The organism is Sphingobacterium multivorum, from assembly GCF_039511225.1.
GTDB lineage: Bacteria > Bacteroidota > Bacteroidia > Sphingobacteriales > Sphingobacteriaceae > Sphingobacterium.
This window is the reverse complement of record NZ_CP154261.1, coordinates 2612160-2634929: the sequence shown is the minus strand read 5'-3', so window position 1 is coordinate 2634929 and position 22770 is coordinate 2612160. Positions and strand designations below refer to the sequence as shown.

Below are 22770 nucleotides of genomic sequence, written 5' to 3'. Positions count from 1 at the left end.
ATCGTTAATAAATACGGATCGGCTTTCTGCGTCCCTCCTGCAAGAGGTATTTCTTGTTTATTTTCTCCAGGCGCACATGCAGGGAATCGCCGAGTTGGTTGACACCATCAAGCACAAGCGTGCGCTTATCCGGGCGATTGACCACAAAGGAAAAGGTGTGGCCTTTACTGACCTTTCCCGTCAATTTGATCGCTGTCTCCGCCTTGTTTGCTCCTTTTTTGATCGCATAAGCAAAGAATTCGCGGCCACCATTGCCTAGGTATTCGTAGTTACGCTCGCGGTTGAAGGCGATACGTGGTTTGAGGCTATCAACCCGTACAGAACGGTTTCCGCGTATGCTGAGCGTATTCCATTTTTCAAAAACTACGTCCTTCCACCGCAATGTATCGCTCAGCGAATACGGGATGGTATCGCCCTTCCACACGAAATCTTTCACATTGTATACCCCTGCTGCTCCTTCCAACCCTTTTTCATCGGGGAAGGGATAATCCGAATTTTTCCAGCTCAAGTAAGCCTGCACGCTAAATACCGCTATCAGTAGCAGGAATAAGACCTGCAGATAAGGGCGAATGCGCGCAATGCGGCGTCCATATACAGGCCAAAACCCGTCGGGAACAGTTGCTCCCTTTTTGATCAGGAGCTGATAAAAACGGGGCCAGTCGTACGAGAAGATCACGACCGCAAACAGTAGTAAAAATGAACTATACACCTGCTCACCGATTTCGTAGACATAGTTGACGATAACAACATTGAGCAATACAGCGATAAGCAGCCCCGACCCGATGATTGCTGTGCGCCGGTTCAGTAAAAAGAGTCCACTCACAATCTCCAGTGCACCAATTACCGGTAGATAGCCCGCGGTTGCAATGCCGTTGGTCAGGTAATAGAGCTTCCAGAGCAGGAAATCACCGTATTCGGTATGCAGCTCGCTAATGGTCGGTTCGGGAAGTTGTATAGGGATGATTTTGACAAGACCAATGAAAATCATTGCCAGGGCTAAACGATAGCGTAGCAGGACGCGAAGCCAATAAAATACACTATCATCATTGGCCTGAAAACTTTGCCTGATTTTACGACCAAAGGCCCAAAATAGCAACAACGCGAGCAGCAGCGCAATAGCCCAATTGTAATATCCGCGTACATCCGTACCGACGTAAGGGCTCTCCGCAATAAAAGATGTGCGGTAAGTGGCCAACGCAAACCAGTTCTCCAAGGAAAACAGATCCCCACATGAACGGTCCTTAAAAAGATTGGGGTCGTAAGGGATACTTAGTATCAAAAAGAAAATCAGGCCAATGTATGCGATCGCTGAGCGATGGCGCTTAAAAAAATGAGAGTCTGTTAATATGGTCATTTCAATACGATTAAATGAAAAAAAACACCTGATTCATGGATCAATCCAAGCCAGGATTTTGCTGTAGATCCGGATCTATCGAAACCTGAGCGTACGGTATCGGCAGCAAAAGCCTATTCACGGAAGAAATATTAAGCACCTGCTGTGCACGTCCCGTCCGCAAAAGATCATACCAGCGATGGTTCTCCAGCGCAAATTCCACGCGATTTTCATCTTCCACGGCCTGCAGCAGTGCTGCAGCTCCCAGACCTTGCAACGGTTTAATGTTGGCGCGCGAGCGTACGGCATTTAAGTCAGCCAATGCTGCTGTCAGATCGCCCGAACCATTCCGCTGAGCCAAGGCTTCGGCACGGATCAGATAAAGCTCGGCCGTACGGATTAAAAAGACGGGATCAGTACGGTCTGTTCGGTAATAGAGATTGCCAATCAGGATATTCGGATCGGTGGATGAAGAGGTTTTGGATACGAGCGCAGCACGGTCTCCCCCGATCGTGGGATCCACCAGCAGGTCGTAGATCCCCTGCGAAGGTCTGATCCATGCAGTCCCGCCATTATTGCCCGATAACCATTGACTGGCCTGACCGCTGGTATTGTTGATATCATAGACCAATTCGAAGACAGACTCTTTGGTGTTGGAGGTATTGTTGGCATAAAACGAGCGGTATGGATTGACCAAGCTATAATTGGCGTTGTCGTCAATAATATAGGATGCATATTTTATGGCTTCGCTCCAGTTTTTCTGGTAGAGGTAAAATCTTGCCAGCAGCGCGCGGGCTGTTTTCTTGGTAGCGCGGATGCGATTGGTGTCATTGGGCAAGAGCTGTTCCGCTTTTTGCAGGTCCTGCAGCACCTGCGCATAGGTGTCGGCCAGGGAGCTTCTTTTGACCTGCGGCAGACTGCTGGCCGAAGTTGTCGGCTGCAACACGATCTGTACACCACCCCAGGTTCTGGCCAGATCAAAATACGCCAGTGCGCGCACAAAATAGGCTTCCCCCACAAGCTGGTTGCGGTAAGCTTCGGTGAAAGTCGTCGTCAACGCTAGGTTGGGTACTTTGCTGATTACATGGTTGGTCCTATTGATGGTGGCATAAATCTGGTTCCATGCGGTAGCCAACACGGCAAGGTCGGATTTAACCGTATGATTGGTTAGGGTCTGATGGACAGTCTGGCTACCTCGATATACAATATTGTCTGCCGAAAAGAATCCCAGCAGCTGAAAGCTATAACCATAATAATCGTTGGACCGAAGTGCAGAGTAGATGCCTCGTACTGCTGTTGCAGCAGAACTCGCATCGACAATAGTCACTTCATCAGATACAGAACTTCTGGGCTCAACTTCCAAAAAAGAACTGCAGCCACTGAGCTGAAGGACAAGAAGTGGATAAAGGAAATATATAATTTTTTTCATGAGCTTTACGGATTAAGGTTAACGTTTATAGAGTAACATTGAGCCCAAGTTGAAACGTACGGGGCTGTGGTGGAGTTCCAAATGAACCTATCCCCTGCGCATTTGGGTTGCTGGTGACATTCGATTCCGGATCGCCTGTATATTTGCTCCAGACAAAGAGGTTGGAACCTACAAAATAGATACGCGCAGCAGTCAGTTTAGCCCGCTCTACCAGCTCTTTCGGGAGTTTATATCCAAATGACAATTGTCTGAGTTTCAAAAACGAGGCATCTTCGAGATAACGGCTATTGGCATCGATGGTATAGTTGAGCCCTTCCGATGTCAGCCGGGGCACATCGGTGATATCCCCGGGTTGTTGCCATCTGTTAAGCACATTTTGAAACACCCCACCACTGCTGGGATTACGCTCTCTGAAATAGCGATTGAGGTTCACCGCGTAATTGCCATATTGAAAACTAAAGTCTACACCCAGATCGAAGTTTTTATAGGTAAAGGTATTGCCTATACCACCATAAAACTTGGGATAGGCATTGCGAAATACCTTGCGTGCCGAAGTGGGCAAAGAACCATCGCTCAGCTGTCCGTCAAATACCGCCTTTCCGGTCTGTGGATCGACATACAACTGCTCATACAGCCAGAATGAGTTGAGCGAATAACCTTCTTTCAGGATCACCCAATCGCGGGTATACTGGGTGATCTGCGTTGGCAGTTTCTCGATTTTATTTTTATTACCCGAGATGTTGAAGCTTGTATTCCAGGTAAAGTCTTTTGTTTTCACGTTGAGCGAATTGATCAACACTTCATAGCCTTTGTTGCTGATCTCGCCCACATTGGCCCAATACTTTGAAAAACCGGAACTGCCGACAATAGGTCGCTCGAGCAGCAGATCGGAGGTATATTTATGATAAAGATCCACGGTAATGGACAGGCGATTTTTGAATAACGCCACATCTAGCCCAAGATCGGCCTGTGCTGTTTTCTCCCAGCGCAGATTTTCGTTGCCCAGCTGGAAAGGCCCTGTACTTGGCAACACCTTGCCATAGCTGTCCGCATATTTTTCATTGCCCGACCAAAGACCTCTGGCGGCGAAATTGCTGATTCCGGCCTGATTGCCCGTCAATCCATAGGAAGCCCTTATTTTCAGGTCGTTTAACCAGGTTTGATCCGCCAGAAAGGCTTCTTGGCTAATCCGCCAGCCCGCCGAAAAAGCGGGAAAATACCCCCATCGGTTGTTGGCACCAAACTTGGACGAGCCATCTGCCCGCAGGGTTGCCTCTGCAAAATAACGGTCAGCATAGCTATAACCTACCCTTCCAAAATAGGAAGCAATGGTATATTTGGTCCAGTTGTCGGCGGCAATGATATTGGCTGCCGATGAGATCTGTTTAAAGGAATCATTGGCAAAACCATTCCCCTCCAAATACTTGTAATCAAGCACATTGCTCTGCAAAGTATTTCCCAAAATAGCATTGAGGCTATGCTTACCGAAGGCATTCTGATACGACAAGGTTTGCTCATTGATCCAGGTTGCATTTCTTGATATTCCCGAGGTGGCCTGATTATTATTCGCAATACCGATACTGGTTTTACTGTTCCAGTATTGTGATTCGTCGTAGAGGTTATAGTCGGCACTAAAGCTGGATTTGAATTTTAGTCCCTTTAGCAGATCGATTTCCGCAAAGGCACTTCCCACATAACGCAGACTTGTGGTATTAACATCGTAGTTGTCTACCAGGGTATACGTATTATCGGTGCCGTTGATTGATCCATCGGTATTGAATATCGGCACATTCGTTGCCGAAGAAACGGCCGAATTGAACAGGCTTACCTGTGGGCCATCGCCTGTACGTGCCTGATTGCGGTAAGTTCTGGAAAAATTATTGGTCAGACCGATCTTCACACGGCTGCTGATCTGATGGTCAAAATTAAACTTGAGATTGGTACGCGAGAAGTCGATCACCTTGATAAAAGCTTCCTGGCCTGTGTAGCCGGCACCAATATAAAACCGCGATTTGTCGCCGCCCCCTTGTATACCGATGTTATAATCCTGCAGCTTCCCGTGGCGCAAGAGGAAACCAAGGCGATCGTAAGTAGGCTGATCTTCGGGATTTCCTTTCCCGCCTTCCGAGACAGGGCGGTAAGGCCTGTTGGCGAAAGTCTGTTTCAATGCCGGATTGTCCAGTCCGGAGTTTATCCACCACTCGTTGGCGAGGGTTGCCGTTTCGGGACCTGTAGCCAGTTTGGGCAACAAAGATTTATTAGCTTCAGCCCAGCCTCCCTGCAGGTTAAGGTCAATTTTGGTCCGGCTACCGTAGCTTCCCTTTTTGGTGGTAATGATAATTACACCATTGGCCCCCCGGGAGCCATAAATTGCAGTTGCCGAAGCATCTTTGAGCACCTCAATCGACTCGATATCTGCCGGGTTGATATCTGTGAGCGGTGAACTGGTCCGTCCACCAAGTCCGATATTCTGAAGCGAGGTATTGTTTAAGAATACGCCATCAATAATATATAAGGGATCGCTACTGGAGTTGATGGATGTTGTTCCGCGAACCCGCAGAAAGATACTTTCGCCGGGGACACCCGAGTTGGTGGAAACCTGCACTCCGGAGAGTTTACCCTGCAACTGGGCATCAAAACTGGCTACCGGAATTTTGTTGACTTCGGCAGCGTCGATCTTGGCAACTGCGCCCGTAAGGCTTCTTCGTTTTTGTATACCGTAGCCCACAACGACCACTTCATCCAGGTCAGAAACGCTCGGTTGAAGCAAGATCTGAATCTGCGCCTCCCGTGCGGTAATCTTTCGACCTTTATATCCCAAAAATGAAGTGGAGAATGTCAACGGAAGCCGTTGCCCCGTGACAAACTGAAATCTTCCCGACGCGTCGGTCTTTACTTGGTGCGTAACACCTTCGAGCTTTATGGTAACACCTTCAATAGGCCGATTGGTAATCGAATCCAATACAACACCTTTTAAGGTTGCGTTAATAAGGGGCTCAGCTTGCTGCGAAAATGCAGGCAATAGCAAACCATGTGACAAAAAAATTGTCACGGCGTACTTCCATACGCTATTTTTCATAGGTAAAATTTTAACAGTGAATATTTACAAGTGCCAACGCCAATTGATTACTTGTCAGAAAAAGCTGCTTTTATAGAAAGAAATACTTCCCTTTAACCGCAGCTACACATTCGCTTATTGAAATCAGAACAAAAGGATGTACCATTGCGCAGACCTGCGCTCGGTTGGAAAGGGTTTAGATAAAATTTGCCGTTCATAAATAATGAATTAAGTGAAACATTGTGATCATTACGTGCGGAAGATGCGGCTTGTACGCAAGACAGGCTTATCTCCTAGGTTGATAAAACAAATATAGTAAACATAAAATAAATTCTATAATATTAGTAGACTTTATTTTCAATAATCTTTTTCCTGACCAAAAATAGAGTCAATCAATGTCGTAGAGCTGACAGAAATATGTACATTTGAATACAGACAAATATCGATCAGGTCATGCAGCTATTTCCTCCAAAAGTTTTATCGTCCTACATCAAACATTATCTTTTTTTGGAAAGTGCTGGCGATCAGCATAAAAAACTGCGGTTATTTTCCGATGGCAACACGGGAATGGTATTTCTGCTCAATGAAGGCCACCTGTCCATCAACGAGAGTCAGCCGCTCCCCGCTTCTTTCTTGTATGGTCAGATCAGCCATTTCCAGGATCTCGCGCTGCTGGCACAGACTTCATTTGTTATTATTGTCTTCCAACCCGATGGGCTCTATAAGTTACTCGGTATTGCTGCTCATGCACTAAAAGATCAAATTATTGTTACGCAAGATGTATTTAGGAAGTATGTTGCACAGCTTTATGAGGACCTGCTGCAGGCGAAGTCGCCAAAGGAGAAAGTACAGCTGTTAAATGCCTTCTTTTATGCCTATGCAGTCCGGCAGAAGTTTCCAAATCGAAGCCCACTGCCTGCAGTTCTGCAACATATCACAGCACAAAAAGGATTGGTTACCGTCGGACAAATCGTCCAATATAGCGGCTACACCGAACGGCATATGGAAAGAATATTCGCGGAACAGGTGGGAATGAGCCCCAAAAAATTTGGTAATATTGTCCAATTCCATTCCTTTTTGAAATTGCTACGCAACAAATCAGCTGAAACAAACTTAACGACGATCAGCCACGAAAGTGGATATTTTGATCAATCTCACCTCATCAGGGCATTTAAAAAATATACTGGTATCACCCCTTCCGAATATTTAAATAGTACAAATCGGCTAGCGATCAATTTTATGGAATTTAAGAATAGCGCTGGTGAGATGTCGGGTTTATACAATTTTACCTAGGGATCCGCATCTAGCTTTGTCTATAGATCAATGAAAGAAATATGGACAACTTAAAAATTGCTACCGCACAATTTGAGCACAAGAGTGCTGACAAGGCTTATAACCTAACCGTTATCGAACGACTTGCACAAGAGGCCGCTGCACGAGGGGCCGAAGTAATCGCCTTTCACGAATGCTCCATAACGGGATATACCTTCGCCCGAAATTTAGACAAGCAGCAGATGCTTGCGATTGCCGAACTTGTTCCCGACGGCGAAAGTACACAAAAGCTGATTGCAATCGCCGCTAAGTACAACATTATTATCCTCGCCGGCCTGTTTGAAAAGGATGAGGACGACAATTTGTACAAGCCATATATCTGTGTAGACAAAAATGGCTTGATTGCAAAGCATCGCAAGCTTCACCCCTTTATAAACCCCCATTTGAAAGCAGGGCAAGGCTATACTATTTTTGAAATTAATGGTTGGAAATGTGGCATTTTAATCTGTTACGACAACAATGTCATCGAAAATGTACGCGCAACAAAATTGCTAGGTGCCGATATCCTCTTTATGCCCCATGTAACCATGTGTACCCCTTCTTCCCGACCCGGTGCAGGTTTTGTCGATCCACAGCTCTGGAAAAACCGCGAAAACGATCCAACCAGCCTGCGCCTAGAGTTTGACGGAATGAAAGGACGCAGCTGGCTGATGAAATGGCTGCCAGCCCGGGCCTATGATCATGCGCTCTACGTTGTTTTTTCAAACCCCATCGGGATGGATGACGATCAGCTAAAAAATGGATGCTCTATGATCTTAGATCCTTTCGGGGATATCCTGAGCGAATGCCGTACATTTGAAGATAGTTTTACACTAGCCACCATTACACCCGAAAAATTGATTCAAGCCGGTGGATATCGTTACATCAATGCCCGAAGGCCTGACCTTTACGGTGACATTATCGGCCAACAGCATGAGTCCCAACAAAAAGTGGTCTGGTTGCATACCGACAATAGCTAGTTCCGCAAAACCGAACGGCTACTTTAAGACCTTTATACATCGTCTTAAAGTAGTTGATCCAATAATCCCACCGATCAACCTCCAAATGTTTACTCGATGACAGCACTTCCAATCTTAAAAAAAGCACTTGTTTTTTCTCATAATACAAGCGACAAAAAGCCATTGGACAGCGACAAAAAAAGACATAATGGACTATAAAAATACGTATCTCTTAGGGCAAAAGGAGTCTTCCTATACTTCTTAAAAATGCCGACAAACTTCATATCGCCAATAAATCGGAGGAAGAAAACAGCACTGACCATATACATTCCATACCGAATATACTTGGGGTCCATCGAGATCTTCAAAACCCCGGTGGCACATAGATTTACCCACGCAAAAATCAATAATCCGATGGCTACCAATAAAGTACCTACCCTGGTGGGATTAAATATCCTTCTTCCACTCAAGTCGGTCGGAACGGCAGCGTTCATTCCCCATTGGCCGCCGAACAGCCAAAAAAAATGCAGCAAAGCCAAAAAAATAAAAATAGCGGCAATTACGCTAGAAAGTACAAGCTCCATCAGGTAAATATAACGTATTTTACACGAAAAAGCACATGCCTGCAAAGGGCGTCGTTAGACTGGTGCAATTGACAGAATAATGACCAAACCGATACTTTTCAAACTCCGTTTTTTTTATTAAATTTAATCGGACAGGGGCAACAGAGCCTCTTGTCAATATTTGGGCCCGTCTCAGCAGCTCCATTATGCTGGCTTATAAACTTTAAAACAAAACAGAAGATGGCAAAATTAGTCAAAGTTGGAGTTCCCTTATTGATTCTACTCGTTTTGGTACGATGTTCAGGGCTTCAAAATGAGCCATCTGAAAATTTCGATTGGCTCGTGGGAAAATGGCAGCGTACCAACGAAACCAAGGATAAAAGGACCTTTGAATATTGGAAGAAAATCAAAGACGCTGAATATGTCGGTTTTGCTTTTACCCTACATAACCAGGATACCATACATCAGGAAAAAATGCACTTATCAAAATCTGATGGTGCATGGAATTTAAAGGTCAAGACACCTGATGAGAAAGATTTTATCGCTTTTGAGATGACCATGATGAAAAATGGTCTGTTCGAATGTACGAATGACTCGCTGCCCTTTCCTAAAAAAATTACCTACTGGCGGGAAGGTGAAAAGCTGAAAGCAAATGTAGCTGGCGACAGCCTCCAAATTCCCTTCGAGTTTGGCAAGGTTTCAAAATAGCCGGGTAGCCGTCCTTTTTCATGAACAAAGAATAATCGAACTCTCCCTATTCAACACCTGATCCTGTGGTCAATGCCCTGAGTATGCACTACCGAATAGCCAAATCGGAAAGAAAAAAGTCCGCTTTTATCTGAAAGGATCGAGCAAATGGAGACAGCATTGTGCCGATCTCAGGAACCAATCAATTGAAGCAAAAAACATATTTCTGTCAAAAACACATTTATCTGTGTTAAAAAACCGTCAGCTTTTCAGTAAAATCAGTAATATCGTCTATATAAATAAAAAAATGAGACTTAACGTCATTTTTTTTATCCAACTAATCAATTGTATTACGAAAATAAACAATACCGCTCATGTTAAGCATCTGTCGATAACATATCCTTTTAGATATTAACAAAAAAAAGGACGGCTGACCAAAATAAAAAAAGAAAAACTATACATTATAAAAGAATTCTGAACAAATGGTACAATCCATTAAATTTCGAGCGGAATTTTGCAATTAATATGGGAAAAATCACCAATATCGCCTTAGCTGAATGGGTTTCCATGCGGATCTTAGAAATCCTTGACAAAACATCAATGACATTAGCGGGCCTAGCTAATTTTTGCGAAATACCCGAAAGCCGACTTCAGAGCTACTGCCACAAAAATTCGGCGATCTCTGTAGAAGCTGTAGCCACGCTCTGTGAAGCACTGTCTATTCCGATGCCCCAATTTTTTGATCGATCAATTTCATTAAGAATAGAAACAGGTGCCCACAGTAATGTCGGTCGATTTAGGACCAAATTCTTTCCTTTAGGCAAAAAGTTCTTTACTGATGAGGTCACTGACAAATACCAACTCCAAAGGACGCAAAATCTGGATCACCGTTATCAGCGGGAATCTGTCATGCAGCTGATTTTTAACTCGGATTATTTTAACGATCCCCGTACCATTGAACAGGTTATCGCTGATCTTGAAAAAGCTTATCAGATTACTTTAAAGGTTGAACGAATTACTTCACTATTGCGTAAATATGTAGCGGAGGGTTATCTGGAGCGGAAAGTCTTGCCCCGTGGCTTTAGTCGTTCACGACAGTATACCTACTGTAGAACTTCAAAAAAACAGCAGATTGCCGCGAAAGAGGAAATCGCGGTAATCGAACGGACAAACGTTTTGAACCGGTAATTTTAAGCTCGTTCAATAGGCAGGATCGCAGCAGTTCACTGCGTCCCACGCTAACCCCAGCTGATCCTAAAGTGCATCCTGCGGCGCTTTTAAACAAAATCGTCTAGACCATCTTTCCCACTAACCGCATTAAGGGCCTTCGGTCGCCGATAGAAAAGATGCCTTGAAACCCCTTATGGCCAAAAGATTAAGAACAACACCTTCGTCTCGTCGTAAGGTCCGGATGGTAATGGTACAAAGTTTATCCTGAAGATCGGCCGAAATGTATTTCAGATCAGCAATATGCCGGCTGAGGTAATTGATCAATTCAGTGCGTTTGGTGAGCACCTGAGCAGAAACGGAAAAGGTCAGTAAGTAATATTTCATATTTTAATAAGTTTTTAATCATTGCGCATTCCGACAATAAGCCAGATTTTTCAGATTATCGGCCCAAGGTTCGCTAACGTGCCGTAAATATAAAAAACTTCTGACCATTACGCAACAATAGTCAGGAGTTAAAATTGTTATTTCCACTTTAATACTTAGAAAATAAAGCAATAGCATTCTTGTTACTATATTAAGCATGGAAAAGACGACCGACGCTTATTGTCTATTTTCTGATTTCAAACAAATTTAATCGCATAGAAATACAGTATAAATAAACTTTGTTTAGTATTACAAAACTTACGTATATTTATATTCATGAAAAATTCACCAACCTATCACTGGAATCGTGGCAGCAGTCCACTTTCCAGCGTCTATCGTTATGCGATGAGACGCATGAAAACCCTATTGATTTTATTATTTCTCGCTGTATGCAGCGCTGTAAATGCACAACGTATTGTTATCATCGGTCTCGACGGTTTTAGTTCCGAAGGCTTTAGGGGTTCAAAACATCCAAATATCGACAAGCTGTTTGAAAAAGGACTGCTGACACTATCCAGCAGGCCCGTCCTTCCATCAGTCACACTCCCCAACTGGACAAGCCATCTCACGGGACAGGGCCCCGAAGAACATGGTATCACGGCCAACAACTGGACGCTGGACAATCGCCCCTTGCAAGCTTTGGAGGTAGATCAAGAGGGTTATTCGCCATCCATATTCAAACTAGTGAAGGAGCAGAAACCGAATACAAAAACCGCATTCTATTACAATTGGGCTGAGCTCATCAATCCCATCAACAAAAAATACCTGGATGAAGTCTCCTTTGAGCAGGACGATAAGTACGAGAACAACTATGCGAAAGCCTTAAAATTTATCGAGGACAATAAAGACAATCCGATGTTGGTATTTCTATACAGTGTGAATACCGATCATGCCGGACATGGCCACGGCTGGATGTCACCGGAATATATAGCGTCAATCGAAGAAGCAGATGTTGCCATCGGGAATTTTATACAGACATTAAAAGCACAAAATCTCTATGAGGACTGCTATTTCCTATTACTGACCGATCATGGTGGCATCGAGAAGGGTCACGGCGGCACGAGCATGAACGAGATGCAGATCCCTTTTGGCATTACGGGCAAAAAAATCAAAAATCTAGGCGTGACCAATGCCTTCTTCAATAGCAATAGAAATACCTCGTGGATACTGGCCCGCCTATTTGGACTAAAAAATCTACCAAAATCCTGGTCGGGAATTGCTCCTACCGAGATCTTCAAATAAATTTGAAGACCTCGGCAAATATATAGAATACCCGAACAAGTATGGCCGGACAGCAAGTAAATAGCCAGATACCGGGGTAATTATAGCTGAATAACCAGGTAATCAAGTCTAAACTCCCCGGGTTAGCAAGCCCGGCGGTATTCACCATCAAATAATCCGCTTTCCACAGAAGGAAAACGGATTATTTGATGGACCGAGCGCTTATTTGTCGGCGCCCCCAACACAGCAGCAGGCCAAACGAATATTAATAATTTATTAATATTCGTAAAACGCTCAGGTTTAATTGCCTATTTACATTTGGTCTTTGCTTAACTAGAATGGCTAATTGTGAATTGAAAACGCTTTCGGATCAGGAACTGGTGGAATTGGTCCAACTAAAAGACCATAAAGCCGCATTTTCCGAACTTTATAACCGCTATTGGGAACCTTTGATCAATCATGCCGGTAAACGGACAGGCTCCTTGGCCATGGCCGAAGAGATCGTGCAAGCTATTTTTGTCGATTTTTATCTGCGGCGGAAGGAGATCACACTCAGCCACTCCCTTTCGGCCTACTTAAAAACGGCGATTAAATTTCAGGTCTTTAAAACCTATCGGGCGCAACAAGTGCAGGATAAATATATCCAATCCGCCGCCCAGCTCGGCTATACCGCTCCGATTCAGCCCGACACGCTGCTCGAAGCCAAGCAAATCCACGCAGAGATTATTCAGATCACCGAAAAAATGCCCGCGACCTGCAAAGAGGTCTTTCTATTGAGCCGCTTCGAAAAGCGCTCCAATCAGGATATCGCCGACCAGCTCAACATTTCGGTGGCCATGGTGCGCAAACACATCACAAAATCCATGAAGATCATGCGCACGGAAATCAAAGCACATCAAATGGATATTTTCTACCTGGTTCTGCTGCTCTACACGCACAAAAAATAGGCAAAGTATTTTTTTCAGATTTCCGTTCCCGCTTTTGCAGACTTCGGGTACTCCTTAGTATAAAGCACAGGAAATGGACGATCAACATCAACAGATACGTGATATACTCGCTAAATACGAAGCCGGCACAATAACGGAGGATGAGCTCCAGGTTCTTGAAAATTGGTACGCTTCCTTTGAAGCCAATCCAGATCTCATCGACAGGTTAAGCGCCGAAGAGCGTGTATTCCGGAAAAGCCAATTGCAGGAAAAAATCTTCGATCAGATCGACGCGGAGACATCCGCATCGACCGCCCTTCCAAAGAAGCGATCCTTCCTTCATCCGGGAAATAGGCTATGGCAAGCAGCAGCATCCCTCATCTTCCTTTGCACGGTGTCGTTTTACATCTTCAAACAGCAGACAGACCAGTCACCTACCGCTGCTGAAAAGCAAAGCAGCAGCATTCATCCCGCAATGGATAAAGCCATCTTAACCCTCGGCAATGGTGAAAAAATCCTGCTGGACGAGTCCAAAAATGGCGAGCTCAGCAGCGAAGGAAATATCCATATCAACAAACTGAAACCCGGTAATCTGGTGTATACGGCCGGCAAGAACGTCGATAAGGTACATGTCAATACGCTTACTACCCCACGGGGTGGCCGCTACCAATTGACATTAGCCGACGGTACGCAAGTTTGGCTCAATGCACAGTCGTCGATCAGCTATCCTTCAGCCTTCCGGGGCTCGTCGCGCGAGGTGAGCATCAGCGGTGAGGTGTATTTTGAAGTGGCACACAATGCGGCTATGCCTTTCCGGGTACGCTCCGAAAATCAAGTGATTGAAGTACTGGGAACCCATTTTAATGTTAATACCTACACATCAAAATCCAGAACCAAAACAACCCTCCTGAGCGGCTCCATCGCCTTGACCAATGCGCATCAGCGCGTCATTCTCAAGCCTGGAGAACAGGGTATTGTTGCGGGAGAATCCATGTCCATTAAAAATGTGGACCCCGCGGAAGTGATCGCCTGGAAAGAGGGTTACTTTGATTTTACAGATGCCGATATCGGCAGCGTTGTGGACGAACTTGGCCGCTGGTACAATGTGGACATCCAGTATCGGGGTACCCCAACGAGCGAAACCTTTACCGGAAGAATCCCGCGGTCCTGGTCTTTTGAAAAAGTATTGAATCTATTAAAAACATTTAAAAGCATCCAGGTCGAGATGCAAGGAAGGAGGCTTATCGTAGAAACAAAATAAGACAAGCACTGACATCGGTGACTGCCCTAGGACAGCACCTGATAGAACATTATACCGCATGCCCAATTCCAAAAAAAGCCAATAGTGGTCGCAACACTACTGGCCAAAAAGCCGGAATAGGCCTATGAATTTCTCGATCCAATGAACACATATTTCAGCTTAACAAATGTATAAAAAAAATACAAAAATACTATTGAAAATGAAGCTAGGCACCTTCATGACACTCTTTGGCATGCTACAGATCAGCTTCGGAGCAATAGGACAAAACATCAGTCTCTCCGAGAAGAACAGCTCCCTGGCCAAAGTATTCAAGAAAATAAGTACACAGACGGGGTATGGATTTCTGGTCGAGGGCAGCCTGCTGCGCATCGCCAGACCCGTTACCATAGAAACCAGCAATACCGACATCAATCTTGTATTGGCCCAAATTTTCAAAAACCAGCCGCTCAGCTTTGTGCTGAAGGATCAGTCTGTGATCGTTTCGGCAAAAAGCATGGCCGCTATCCCCCTTCCGCTATCCGCCAGCATCGGCAACAGCACCACCCAACAGCAAGGATATATCAGCGGACGAATCATCAATGAAAATGGGGAAGTCCTCGCCGATGCAAGCATTACGCTGCTCCGAAGCGGCCAATCCTTAAAAAGTAAAGCCGATGGCAGCTACAGCTTGAACCTCGCCCCCGGCACCTATACCATCGAAGTCAGCTACATTTCGCATCAGACAAAAAGAATCACCGACATCGTGGTGCAGTCCGGCAAACAGACCAATCTCAACATCGTTTTGAAGAGCGTGGTGAAAAGCCTGGAGCAGGTGGTCGTGACAGGAAGTTATAAACAGGAAAGTGTGGCTTCCTTATATGCCAAACAGAAGAATGAAGCCACCATCTCCAACGGGATCAGTCGCGAGCAAATTGCCGTTTTACCGGATAAAAACGTTGGTGAGACCCTCAAACGCATCTCCGGCGTCAGTACAAACGACAACCGTCGGGTGGTGATCCGCGGTATTGCCGAGCGTTACAACCTGGCCATGATGGATGGCGCCACCCTCCCCAGTACAGACGTGCAGGTACGGGACTTCGAATTTGATATTGTCCCCAGCAACCTGATCGACAATGTCATCATTCACAAATCTTCGTCCCCCGACCTGAGCTTTGGTTTTGGCGGTGGACTGGTACAGATCAACACCCTGGCCATTCCGGTCAAAAACTTCACTTCCTTTTCGGTGGGGAGTAAATATATCAATGGATCCACGGGCAAAGATTTCCTGGGTTATGGTCGCGGCAGCTTAGATTACCTCGCCTTTGACGATGGTACACGCGGTAATTTCCCGCGCGATCTGACCGTTTTCGACGGGATCAATTATGACCCTGCCAATCCCTATAAACCCGTGCCTGAAGGCGTGAAACCTTTTACACCGGAAATGATCGCTGCACAGAACGGGCGTATCGGCGGACTGGAGCGTTTGGGTACCCGAAAATATACGGCGCTACCCGGGCAAAACTACCAGTTCAGCCTGGGGCGGAGTTATAGTGGTACAAAGGGCGTCTTTGGATTTGTCGGCTCGCTCAGTTACCGAAATGAGCAATCTATTGATCACATCTCCAATTTTGAGCGCGGCAACTGGCAAAAAGTAGAGGGGACAACTTTCGATGTCAGCACGGGCAAAGAAATCCATCCAACGACCTCAACACAGTATAACTTTAATTCAAGCTTAGGCGCTTTGGTCAACCTGGGCTGGAACAGCAAAAATCACAAGATAACCTCGCGGAATTTCTATTCCCGGATGTTCAACAATCAGTTTTCCGTAATCGAAGGCTGGGGAAATGATATTGGTTACGATTCGAGGCCAGCTATCCGCGAATATGACCGTCCCAAATTTATCGATATGCTGCAGAATAAGCTGGATGGCGAACATCGGTTCGGCAATTTCAAACTCGAGTGGAATATTGCCCGCAATCAGCTGAACAACCGTGAGAAAGATGCCACCGAAGCCTGGCTCGCTCCGATCGGTTTCTTAAATGATACCCTTTATAATGTGATCCCTTCGCACTACGCCAATGCCGGTGACGGAACATTTACACGCTCCGAGTACCATTATACGGAGACCAACAAAATTGCGGAAGGTGCATTGAGCTACCAGACGAATTGGCTCGGGCAAAAGCAGACGTTCAAAGCCGGATACCAATATATGGATCGGCATGGCCTGTTCGAATGGGTTTCGCTGCCTATCGTTTCGGTCGGTGCCAATACCTTTACGCCTGTCAACACCTGGTCGAAATACCTGGAGTTTACAGATCCCTTACATGGCATGTTTTACTATCCAGCGGCATTCTCCGTCAGTGCTTACGAAGGGAAAAATATAAACCAGGCTGTCTATGGTCTACTCGACAATCGCTTCAACTCGTGGATCCGACTGGTCTGGGGTGTACGTGCCGAATACTTCAAGTATAAAAGCCTGCAAAATGGCGATAATGACCTGCAGATGGACGCCAGAACCATTGCGATGCGCAAGCAACGCTTTGTCGATCCCAAAACGGGCAAACTGGTGGGCATGACGGCCGATCCCGAAACCGAAGAGAAAACCTGGCGCTACCTGCCATCGGTGAGCCTAACATTGACGCCCATACCCGATTTCAACATCCGCATGGCCTACTCACAGTCCGTGGTGCGGCCGGCATTGATTGAAAACTCCAAGATGGTACGGCAGGACCCCGCATTGGGCGGTGCTTACCGTCGGAATGAAGGTGTGCTGTCGACCTTAATTGACCATTATGATATGCGTTTTGAATGGTATCCTTCCATTGCCGAAGTTATTTCCATCGGCTTTTTCTATAAATATTTTCAGAACCCAATCGAATTGTACCGGCAGATGATGGATTCGTCGCACCGCATCTATGTGACCACCAATAACTCGGAATGGGCCAAAGTAAAGGGACTGGAGTTTGATATCCGTAAAAACCTGGGCTTTATGGCGCCCGGTTCCCTATTGGAGGATTTCAATGTCAGCGGAAACATTACGCTTCAAAGTTCTGAAGTGCAGTCGGCCGAATTTAGGGCAAAGAGCATCGGCACCGATAAATACGGAAATACCTTTGAATACCGTGAAAAGCAATTCCTGAAAAGCAAGCGCCCACTTTATGGACAGATACCAGTGGTCTATAACGCGGCCATCCAATACGCCGGAGACCGCTTAGGAGCCAACGTAGCCTTTAACCATATGGGCTATAAAACCTTTATGACAGCCATGAGCGAAGATCTGATTGAATACGAGCGCCCGCGCAACCAACTCGACGCACAGTTAAGCTACAAATTGCTGAAAAACAAAAACCTCGATCTTAAACTGAACCTGAGCAATCTGTTGAACAGTCCGTTTCGCTTCTATGTGAACAGACCCGAGACGTTCAAAGTTCAGGATCGCTGGAAAGGGCTGTCAAACTCCGAATGGCCCACACAGGAATGGGACGAGATCTACGAATGGAAGTTTGGTTTTTCCCAGAAATATGAGGAAGGTTACTACGAGACCTCCGAAGACGGAACAAAAAAGATGCGCATAGGCGACAAAGAAACTTTTAACCGGAAAGTGGGCAGTTCCTTTAGCCTTTCCATCGGATATACCTTTTAAATCAACCGCTATGAAAACAAAAATAATCTTAATAGCCACGGCGATCGCCTTTTTTTTGCTATCCACCTTCCTTTCATGCGATAAAGGTGGCGACCAACTGCTGTATCATTCCAATGTGCATATGATCAATTTAAGTGGTTACAACAACAGCAACGAGGAACTTATCCTGCAATTGGACACCTTTAGCGCTACGGTAACACCAGCCTTTAGCCGCATCGCATTTGCTGCGAATTATAATTTCAATGACCCGGCCAAGCAGCGTTTAAAATTTACCATGAAGTCTAAGGCGACCGATAAAATTCTGCTGGAACGGGAAATCAAAGCCAACGATACGGCGGTTATAACAGACCTCAATGTTATTTACATGGACGGAAAAGTAGCCGATTTTCCAAAAGTGCCGGCACCTGTGGAGGGTAAAGTACAGTTGATCTATATGCTCCAGTCCAACATCTTAAATTACCGGGAGCCCGTGGACATTGTATTTGGAAAATACTATTTCACGCCCAAAGTGTTTGAAGAGGTCATACGGATCAAAAATCTAACACCCAATACGTTCTCCCAACCCCTCGTTTTTGATCCCTTCCCCTTAGGCATCCAGGACTACAAGGGAGAAAAGACCTCGGTACTCTTTCGGGCCTATATTTATAAAGCAGGCACCGACATCCCCTATACCGAAGGATCGTCTTTTGAATTCAGCCAGCTTAGCTCGGGTGCACCTGTCCCTTCACCCACAAAAGCCATTTCCAAGTTGTTTATCATCAATGAAGCACCCATCAACACCATGATGCGGTTTAATAAGGTTTTAGAATTATAAAGTATGAAAAATTTATCAACAAAGTTGTATTCCCTGGTCACTGCGCTCCTGCTGATGAGCTTTCCCTTCCTGTTCAGTGCCTGCAATAAGGACGCTGCGGAGGTGGAACGCGCGATGCATATTCTGATCAATGGCTATAATGGCAGTGACCATCCATTGCAGATCGCCATTGACACGACCGTATTTGATCATAAAGATGGCGCTTTTATCATCCAGCCGCAGCACAATATCCATTTTGCAACGGCTTACAGCTACAAAATACCAAAAAAAAGACTAGTTACCTTAACCGATACGGAGACCAAGGAAGTGGTTTACAGTGCCGAATTGCCTGAAAACACGATCAAAGTCAATTTCAACTACGTCTATTTTGATGGCAAGGCGCAGGAAGTGACCCCACCTGCTGCAGACCCCAATGTCAATAAACTGGGCTTTTATATTTATGATAAAAACATTGATTTCCCGATTGATATTTCATTGCAGAAGGTCAATGCAACGACGGGCGATATCCGTAAGGAGTACATCGCAAAAAATGTGCTTCCCGGAAGGTGGGTTTATGTGGACTATCTACCATCGAAGGATTTTGAGAAAGGCGTTGATCTGTCGAATGCCACGGTCAATTTTACCAAAGCCAATACCGATGATGAGTGGGCTTTTGACGGCGATGAAGCAAAAAGCAAACTGCCTGCAGTCGGGTTCTTTCTACCAAAATTAAACGACAAGGGCAAAGTTCAGCCCTATTTTATTGCGCCAAAAGCACCGAATCAAACATTCAGCCGGCTTTTCTTTTACCTGGATTAGGGTTGGTGCATATGAACTAATTGGCGAGAAAGTAAGCTTAGCATAGGAGGTTACTTTCTCGCCATAGTATACAAATTCTTCATCTCTTTGTTCATCAACAGACCGATCTCATTTAACATATTTCTTGGCTGACTTTTACCAAAGACTTTCAGTACTCCACTCTGTTTAAGGCAATCAATTTCTTCCCCCCTTTGAGTGGACGTATAGCCAAACAATTTTATTGTTGGAAATCTTTCCTTTATCTCCTTGGCTGTTTCCACGCCATTCATGACTGGCATATGAAGATCAATGATGCATATTTCAGGCAATATAAGTGCTCGCTCCAGTTCATAGAGAAGTTCGTTACCATCCCTGCAGGTAAAAAGTAGATCATAGCTACCTATATTTCGAACCAATGCCTTTATCATGATTTGCTGAAAGACACTATCATCAGCAAAAACCAGTTTTATTTTATGACTCATAATACCTGAATTGTATCTCCTTTTTTTACCCCCCCCCTATTCATGAGATCAGCTCGCTTATCTTGACCGCTCCCGTTCAATTGGTTGGATAAATAATAGACGAATGCTACTGCAAGTTTAATACAGTAGTTAAGATTCAACAAATCGGCTATAGACGGATTTCCGTAATTATTCATTCTAAATTTATCCGAAATAAGTAGCTAGAGGGGCAATTGATAGACTTCACCTGCATCATTCAACTTCCACAAATAGTACCCGCTCATAATTGCATTTTCAAAGCCTATTACTGTCCCACTTAAATTGAAAAACCAAAAATATTAGGAGAAAAAAAACGAAAGTGTGCGCGCAAAAAAACAAAAAAAATGATATCAATTATCGAATAAAATCAATAGCATAAATACCGTAATCATTCAGCAACCAATAGCACACAAAATACTAATAAACAAACAATTGACACAAAATTACAGGGAATAAAAAAATCATGATTTTATTGTTTAACAACACATAGAATATTTTCAATAATCCTTCCAAAGTTCAGTTTGCTGTTCAATTTTAGCTCCCTAATATTGCAGCAAGAATCGCATAGAATTTAGCGCTATCACTAGAGGCCCGCCTATTGAACAAAGTATAATGGAGCCTAAAAAATTCGGGTGTTAAACAATTAAAATAAAAAATAATGAAAAAAAATGAAGAACGATCTGTCGTGTCAATTGATACGATCATCGACAAGAAAATGTATATCTCTCCGCGAGTTGCCCATGAACACATTGCGATGGAACATGGGATTGCTGCGGGATCTGTTGAGCCAACACAGCAATGGGATACAGACAGCGAAGACAAAACGATCAATTGGTAATTCATAAAAGCTATTTAACATGATAAAATTAAAACGATTTTTAAACAGTATACCGGTCAAAACGGCGCTATTGTTTTTGGCTGCGGGGATCAGTCTATTTTCTTGTAAACGTGATGATAATACAACAACGGCAAGCGAGGGCGTCGTTGTTAAAGTTAAAATGGAGGGGATTGCAAGTGAGGATCCGACCCCGATTAAGATTGGTTCCACGAATGCGGGGACAGGATCTCAGAACTCAGCCCAGCAAGCAATTATTCCCTTTGGCAATAATCTGTCCTTAGTTGCGACATTAACACCAACGGTGTCGTCACAGGGATCACTGCAGGCTTCTTCCCGATTGAGAGCGGCTGGCAGTACCACGGATAAAATGGATTCAGGGAAGAAATATACGGTGTTAGTATACGAAACAGCTTCAGGAAATTATGTTTCTCAAAAAACATATACAACAGGCAGTGAACAAGCTGAAGGAAATATCACGGGTTTAGCAGCTAATACTTCTTATGACTTTGTTGTCGTTTCCTATAACGATGTCGTTGCCCCAAGTTGGACGGATACACAGAGTAAATCGAGTGAAGCGGTATTAACGGGTGTAAATGGCAATACAGACTTGATGTATTTCAAGACAACGATGACCGTCTCCAATGTTAGCGCAAATCAATTAAATATAACTTTAAAGCATAAGTTTAGCCAGATTACAACAAAAATTGACGCTTCTACAATAGGTAATATTTCTGCTGTAAGCGCCAATATTGCTCCACATTATCCGACAGCAAACATCAAACTTTCGGATGCTGCGCTCAGCTATAATGGATCTGCTACCTCAGCACAAGTACCTTTTTCTGCTCTGGGTAGCTCTATTGTAAGCAGTGTTCCTACACTTGTTTGTATCGGCACCGCTGCACCTGCTGTATTTAATATTCCCTCGATTACGATTAACGGTGTTACCAAAAGCAACCTCCAAGTTAGTGGATTGCGCATCGCTCCAGGGGTAAAATATAATCTTAATCTAACCATAAAGGCATCCGATGGCGTACAGATCGGCAACCTGATCTGGGCGAAGGGTAATTTAGCTTACAACGGTCCTTCAAATGGCACAGGTACCTATTCCTTCGATGATCCATCCCACCTTGGACTGACTTATGAACCGACCCATTATTGGAGATTTGATTCTAATCTGATTCCGGATGATGGTACACGTCCAAGTCCTCCAAATCCTTTTGATAACAATATTTGTGCGAAAATGGGTGCTGGCTGGAGAATTCCAACTTTCGCAGAATTCCAAACGCTAGTAGCTAGCCCATTGGGAGGTGGCACAAACAACCCGAGTGGTCAGGCCGATGATAGTCCGCTGACTTCTTATATTTTCTTTAATGCATCAAATGGCGATAAACTCTATTTCTATAAGTCTGGAACTTACAAGAGAAACGGTGGCACGGCGATGAGACAAAAAGGTTTCGGAGGTTACCAGATTTCCGATGGTGGTGGCAATGGTACCGGCAATATTAATGTTGCGGTATTTGATGGTGGCACGCTTACCTTCAGCCTGGATTCTGAAAATATCGACGATCGTTATCCTATTCGTTGCGTTAAGGATGTGACTCCTTAAATTTAGTTTGCATTTCAATAGCGTATGTCTCTAATTTATAACAGTAATGCGTTCTTGTTTAAATTTAATGGGAAGAGGCATATACCAAAATCAACCTATATTATTTGAGAGTCCATTAAAGGCGCAAGTTAATTGCGCCTTTTTTCAATTTTCATACTGCTGGATCACACCAGTAAAAGCCATACCAATGCTCTTTTTAAGGGACAACATATAATGCAATTCATACCGAATAAAAAAAGCCTGATTCGAACGAAATACTGGATTTTATTCGT

At 44.6% G+C, this 22770-nt stretch carries 18 protein-coding genes; 12 read left to right on the top strand and 6 right to left on the bottom strand.

The window, feature by feature from the left end; translation table 11 throughout:
• Positions 1-4: 4 nt before the first annotated feature.
• Genes AAH582_RS10710 through AAH582_RS10700 form a run of 3 tightly spaced genes read right to left on the bottom strand, consistent with a single transcriptional unit; the run spans position 5 to position 5841 of the window.
• Positions 5-1354, bottom strand: coding sequence for a beta-carotene 15,15'-monooxygenase (locus tag AAH582_RS10710; protein WP_343322129.1), 1350 nt, complete (start codon positions 1352-1354; stop codon positions 5-7).
• 40 nt (positions 1355-1394) lie between these two features.
• Complete coding sequence (locus AAH582_RS10705) at positions 1395-2762, bottom strand: RagB/SusD family nutrient uptake outer membrane protein (RefSeq protein ID WP_343322128.1); 1368 nt, start codon at positions 2760-2762, stop codon at positions 1395-1397.
• A 25-nt stretch (positions 2763-2787) separates the two neighbouring features.
• Positions 2788-5841: a SusC/RagA family TonB-linked outer membrane protein gene (locus AAH582_RS10700; protein WP_343322127.1), complete on the bottom strand. Its 3054-nt coding sequence runs from the start codon at positions 5839-5841 to the stop codon at positions 2788-2790.
• A gap of 432 nt (positions 5842-6273) precedes the next feature.
• On the opposite strand from AAH582_RS10700, the gene AAH582_RS10695 reads away from it, so the two are divergent.
• Together AAH582_RS10695 and AAH582_RS10690 are read left to right on the top strand one after the other, a co-directional pair.
• A complete protein-coding gene (locus tag AAH582_RS10695) occupies positions 6274-7113 on the top strand; it encodes a helix-turn-helix transcriptional regulator (RefSeq protein ID WP_046676057.1) in 840 nt (279 codons plus the stop codon).
• Positions 7114-7154: 41 nt separating this feature from the next.
• A complete protein-coding gene (locus AAH582_RS10690; protein WP_046676056.1) occupies positions 7155-8111 on the top strand; it encodes a nitrilase family protein in 957 nt (318 codons plus the stop codon).
• 137 nt (positions 8112-8248) lie between these two features.
• On the opposite strand, the gene AAH582_RS10685 is transcribed toward AAH582_RS10690, so the two are convergent.
• The gene (locus AAH582_RS10685) at positions 8249-8674 is read right to left on the bottom strand and encodes a DUF3995 domain-containing protein (RefSeq protein WP_343322126.1); all 426 of its coding nucleotides are present in this window, start codon (positions 8672-8674) and stop codon (positions 8249-8251) included.
• A gap of 219 nt (positions 8675-8893) precedes the next feature.
• Between AAH582_RS10685 and AAH582_RS10680 the strand changes: the two genes are divergently transcribed.
• Positions 8894-9361, top strand: a complete 468-nt coding sequence (locus AAH582_RS10680) for a DUF6265 family protein (protein WP_343322125.1) — start codon at positions 8894-8896, stop codon at positions 9359-9361.
• Positions 9362-9865: 504 nt separating this feature from the next.
• Positions 9866-10528: a hypothetical protein gene (locus AAH582_RS10675; protein ID WP_343322124.1), complete on the top strand. Its 663-nt coding sequence runs from the start codon at positions 9866-9868 to the stop codon at positions 10526-10528.
• 129 nt (positions 10529-10657) lie between these two features.
• Here AAH582_RS10675 and AAH582_RS10670 read toward each other — a convergent pair whose 3' ends face one another.
• The gene (locus AAH582_RS10670; RefSeq protein ID WP_046676052.1) at positions 10658-10894 is read right to left on the bottom strand and encodes a hypothetical protein; all 237 of its coding nucleotides are present in this window, start codon (positions 10892-10894) and stop codon (positions 10658-10660) included.
• Positions 10895-11209: 315 nt separating this feature from the next.
• On the opposite strand from AAH582_RS10670, the gene AAH582_RS10665 reads away from it, so the two are divergent.
• The 6 genes from AAH582_RS10665 to AAH582_RS10635 all read left to right on the top strand — a co-directional run bounded on the left by AAH582_RS10665 (position 11210) and on the right by AAH582_RS10635 (position 19575).
• Positions 11210-12175, top strand: coding sequence for an alkaline phosphatase family protein (locus tag AAH582_RS10665; RefSeq protein WP_343322123.1), 966 nt, complete (start codon positions 11210-11212; stop codon positions 12173-12175).
• Positions 12176-12492: 317 nt separating this feature from the next.
• A complete protein-coding gene (locus AAH582_RS10660) occupies positions 12493-13101 on the top strand; it encodes an RNA polymerase sigma factor (protein ID WP_343322122.1) in 609 nt (202 codons plus the stop codon).
• Positions 13102-13174: 73 nt separating this feature from the next.
• Positions 13175-14341 carry a FecR family protein gene (locus tag AAH582_RS10655; RefSeq protein ID WP_343322121.1) on the top strand — a complete coding sequence of 389 codons (1167 nt, stop codon included), beginning with the start codon at positions 13175-13177 and terminating at the stop codon, positions 14339-14341.
• A gap of 166 nt (positions 14342-14507) precedes the next feature.
• On the top strand, positions 14508-17963 hold the full coding sequence (locus AAH582_RS10645) for a carboxypeptidase regulatory-like domain-containing protein (protein WP_430459037.1): 3456 nt from the start codon (positions 14508-14510) through the stop codon (positions 17961-17963).
• Positions 17964-17973: 10 nt separating this feature from the next.
• On the top strand, positions 17974-18777 hold the full coding sequence (locus tag AAH582_RS10640; protein ID WP_343322120.1) for a hypothetical protein: 804 nt from the start codon (positions 17974-17976) through the stop codon (positions 18775-18777).
• A 3-nt stretch (positions 18778-18780) separates the two neighbouring features.
• On the top strand, positions 18781-19575 hold the full coding sequence (locus tag AAH582_RS10635) for a hypothetical protein (RefSeq protein WP_343322119.1): 795 nt from the start codon (positions 18781-18783) through the stop codon (positions 19573-19575).
• 50 nt (positions 19576-19625) lie between these two features.
• Here AAH582_RS10635 and AAH582_RS10630 read toward each other — a convergent pair whose 3' ends face one another.
• Complete coding sequence (locus AAH582_RS10630; RefSeq protein ID WP_343322118.1) at positions 19626-20036, bottom strand: response regulator; 411 nt, start codon at positions 20034-20036, stop codon at positions 19626-19628.
• 676 nt (positions 20037-20712) lie between these two features.
• On the opposite strand from AAH582_RS10630, the gene AAH582_RS10625 reads away from it, so the two are divergent.
• A complete protein-coding gene (locus AAH582_RS10625; RefSeq protein ID WP_343322117.1) occupies positions 20713-20892 on the top strand; it encodes a hypothetical protein in 180 nt (59 codons plus the stop codon).
• Positions 20893-20911: 19 nt separating this feature from the next.
• Entirely contained in the window at positions 20912-22498 is a 1587-nt protein-coding gene (locus AAH582_RS10620) for a fimbrillin family protein (RefSeq protein ID WP_343322116.1), read from the top strand.
• Positions 22499-22770: the final 272 nt, after the last annotated feature.

Bases quoted from the DNA above. Each gene is read 5' to 3' on its own strand.
- AAH582_RS10710 (WP_343322129.1), bottom strand. From the start codon at position 1,354: ATGACCATATTAACAGACTCTCATTTTTTTAAGCGCCATCGCTCAGCG.
- AAH582_RS10705 (WP_343322128.1), bottom strand. From the start codon at position 2,762: ATGAAAAAAATTATATATTTCCTTTATCCACTTCTTGTCCTTCAGCTC.
- AAH582_RS10700 (WP_343322127.1), bottom strand. From the start codon at position 5,841: ATGAAAAATAGCGTATGGAAGTACGCCGTGACAATTTTTTTGTCACAT.
- AAH582_RS10695 (WP_046676057.1), top strand. From the start codon at position 6,274: ATGCAGCTATTTCCTCCAAAAGTTTTATCGTCCTACATCAAACATTAT.
- AAH582_RS10690 (WP_046676056.1), top strand. From the start codon at position 7,155: ATGGACAACTTAAAAATTGCTACCGCACAATTTGAGCACAAGAGTGCT.
- AAH582_RS10685 (WP_343322126.1), bottom strand. From the start codon at position 8,674: ATGGAGCTTGTACTTTCTAGCGTAATTGCCGCTATTTTTATTTTTTTG.
- AAH582_RS10680 (WP_343322125.1), top strand. From the start codon at position 8,894: ATGGCAAAATTAGTCAAAGTTGGAGTTCCCTTATTGATTCTACTCGTT.
- AAH582_RS10675 (WP_343322124.1), top strand. From the start codon at position 9,866: ATGGGAAAAATCACCAATATCGCCTTAGCTGAATGGGTTTCCATGCGG.
- AAH582_RS10670 (WP_046676052.1), bottom strand. From the start codon at position 10,894: ATGAAATATTACTTACTGACCTTTTCCGTTTCTGCTCAGGTGCTCACC.
- AAH582_RS10665 (WP_343322123.1), top strand. From the start codon at position 11,210: ATGAAAAATTCACCAACCTATCACTGGAATCGTGGCAGCAGTCCACTT.
- AAH582_RS10660 (WP_343322122.1), top strand. From the start codon at position 12,493: ATGGCTAATTGTGAATTGAAAACGCTTTCGGATCAGGAACTGGTGGAA.
- AAH582_RS10655 (WP_343322121.1), top strand. From the start codon at position 13,175: ATGGACGATCAACATCAACAGATACGTGATATACTCGCTAAATACGAA.
- AAH582_RS10645 (WP_430459037.1), top strand. From the start codon at position 14,508: ATGTATAAAAAAAATACAAAAATACTATTGAAAATGAAGCTAGGCACC.
- AAH582_RS10640 (WP_343322120.1), top strand. From the start codon at position 17,974: ATGAAAACAAAAATAATCTTAATAGCCACGGCGATCGCCTTTTTTTTG.
- AAH582_RS10635 (WP_343322119.1), top strand. From the start codon at position 18,781: ATGAAAAATTTATCAACAAAGTTGTATTCCCTGGTCACTGCGCTCCTG.
- AAH582_RS10630 (WP_343322118.1), bottom strand. From the start codon at position 20,036: ATGAGTCATAAAATAAAACTGGTTTTTGCTGATGATAGTGTCTTTCAG.
- AAH582_RS10625 (WP_343322117.1), top strand. From the start codon at position 20,713: ATGAAAAAAAATGAAGAACGATCTGTCGTGTCAATTGATACGATCATC.
- AAH582_RS10620 (WP_343322116.1), top strand. From the start codon at position 20,912: ATGATAAAATTAAAACGATTTTTAAACAGTATACCGGTCAAAACGGCG.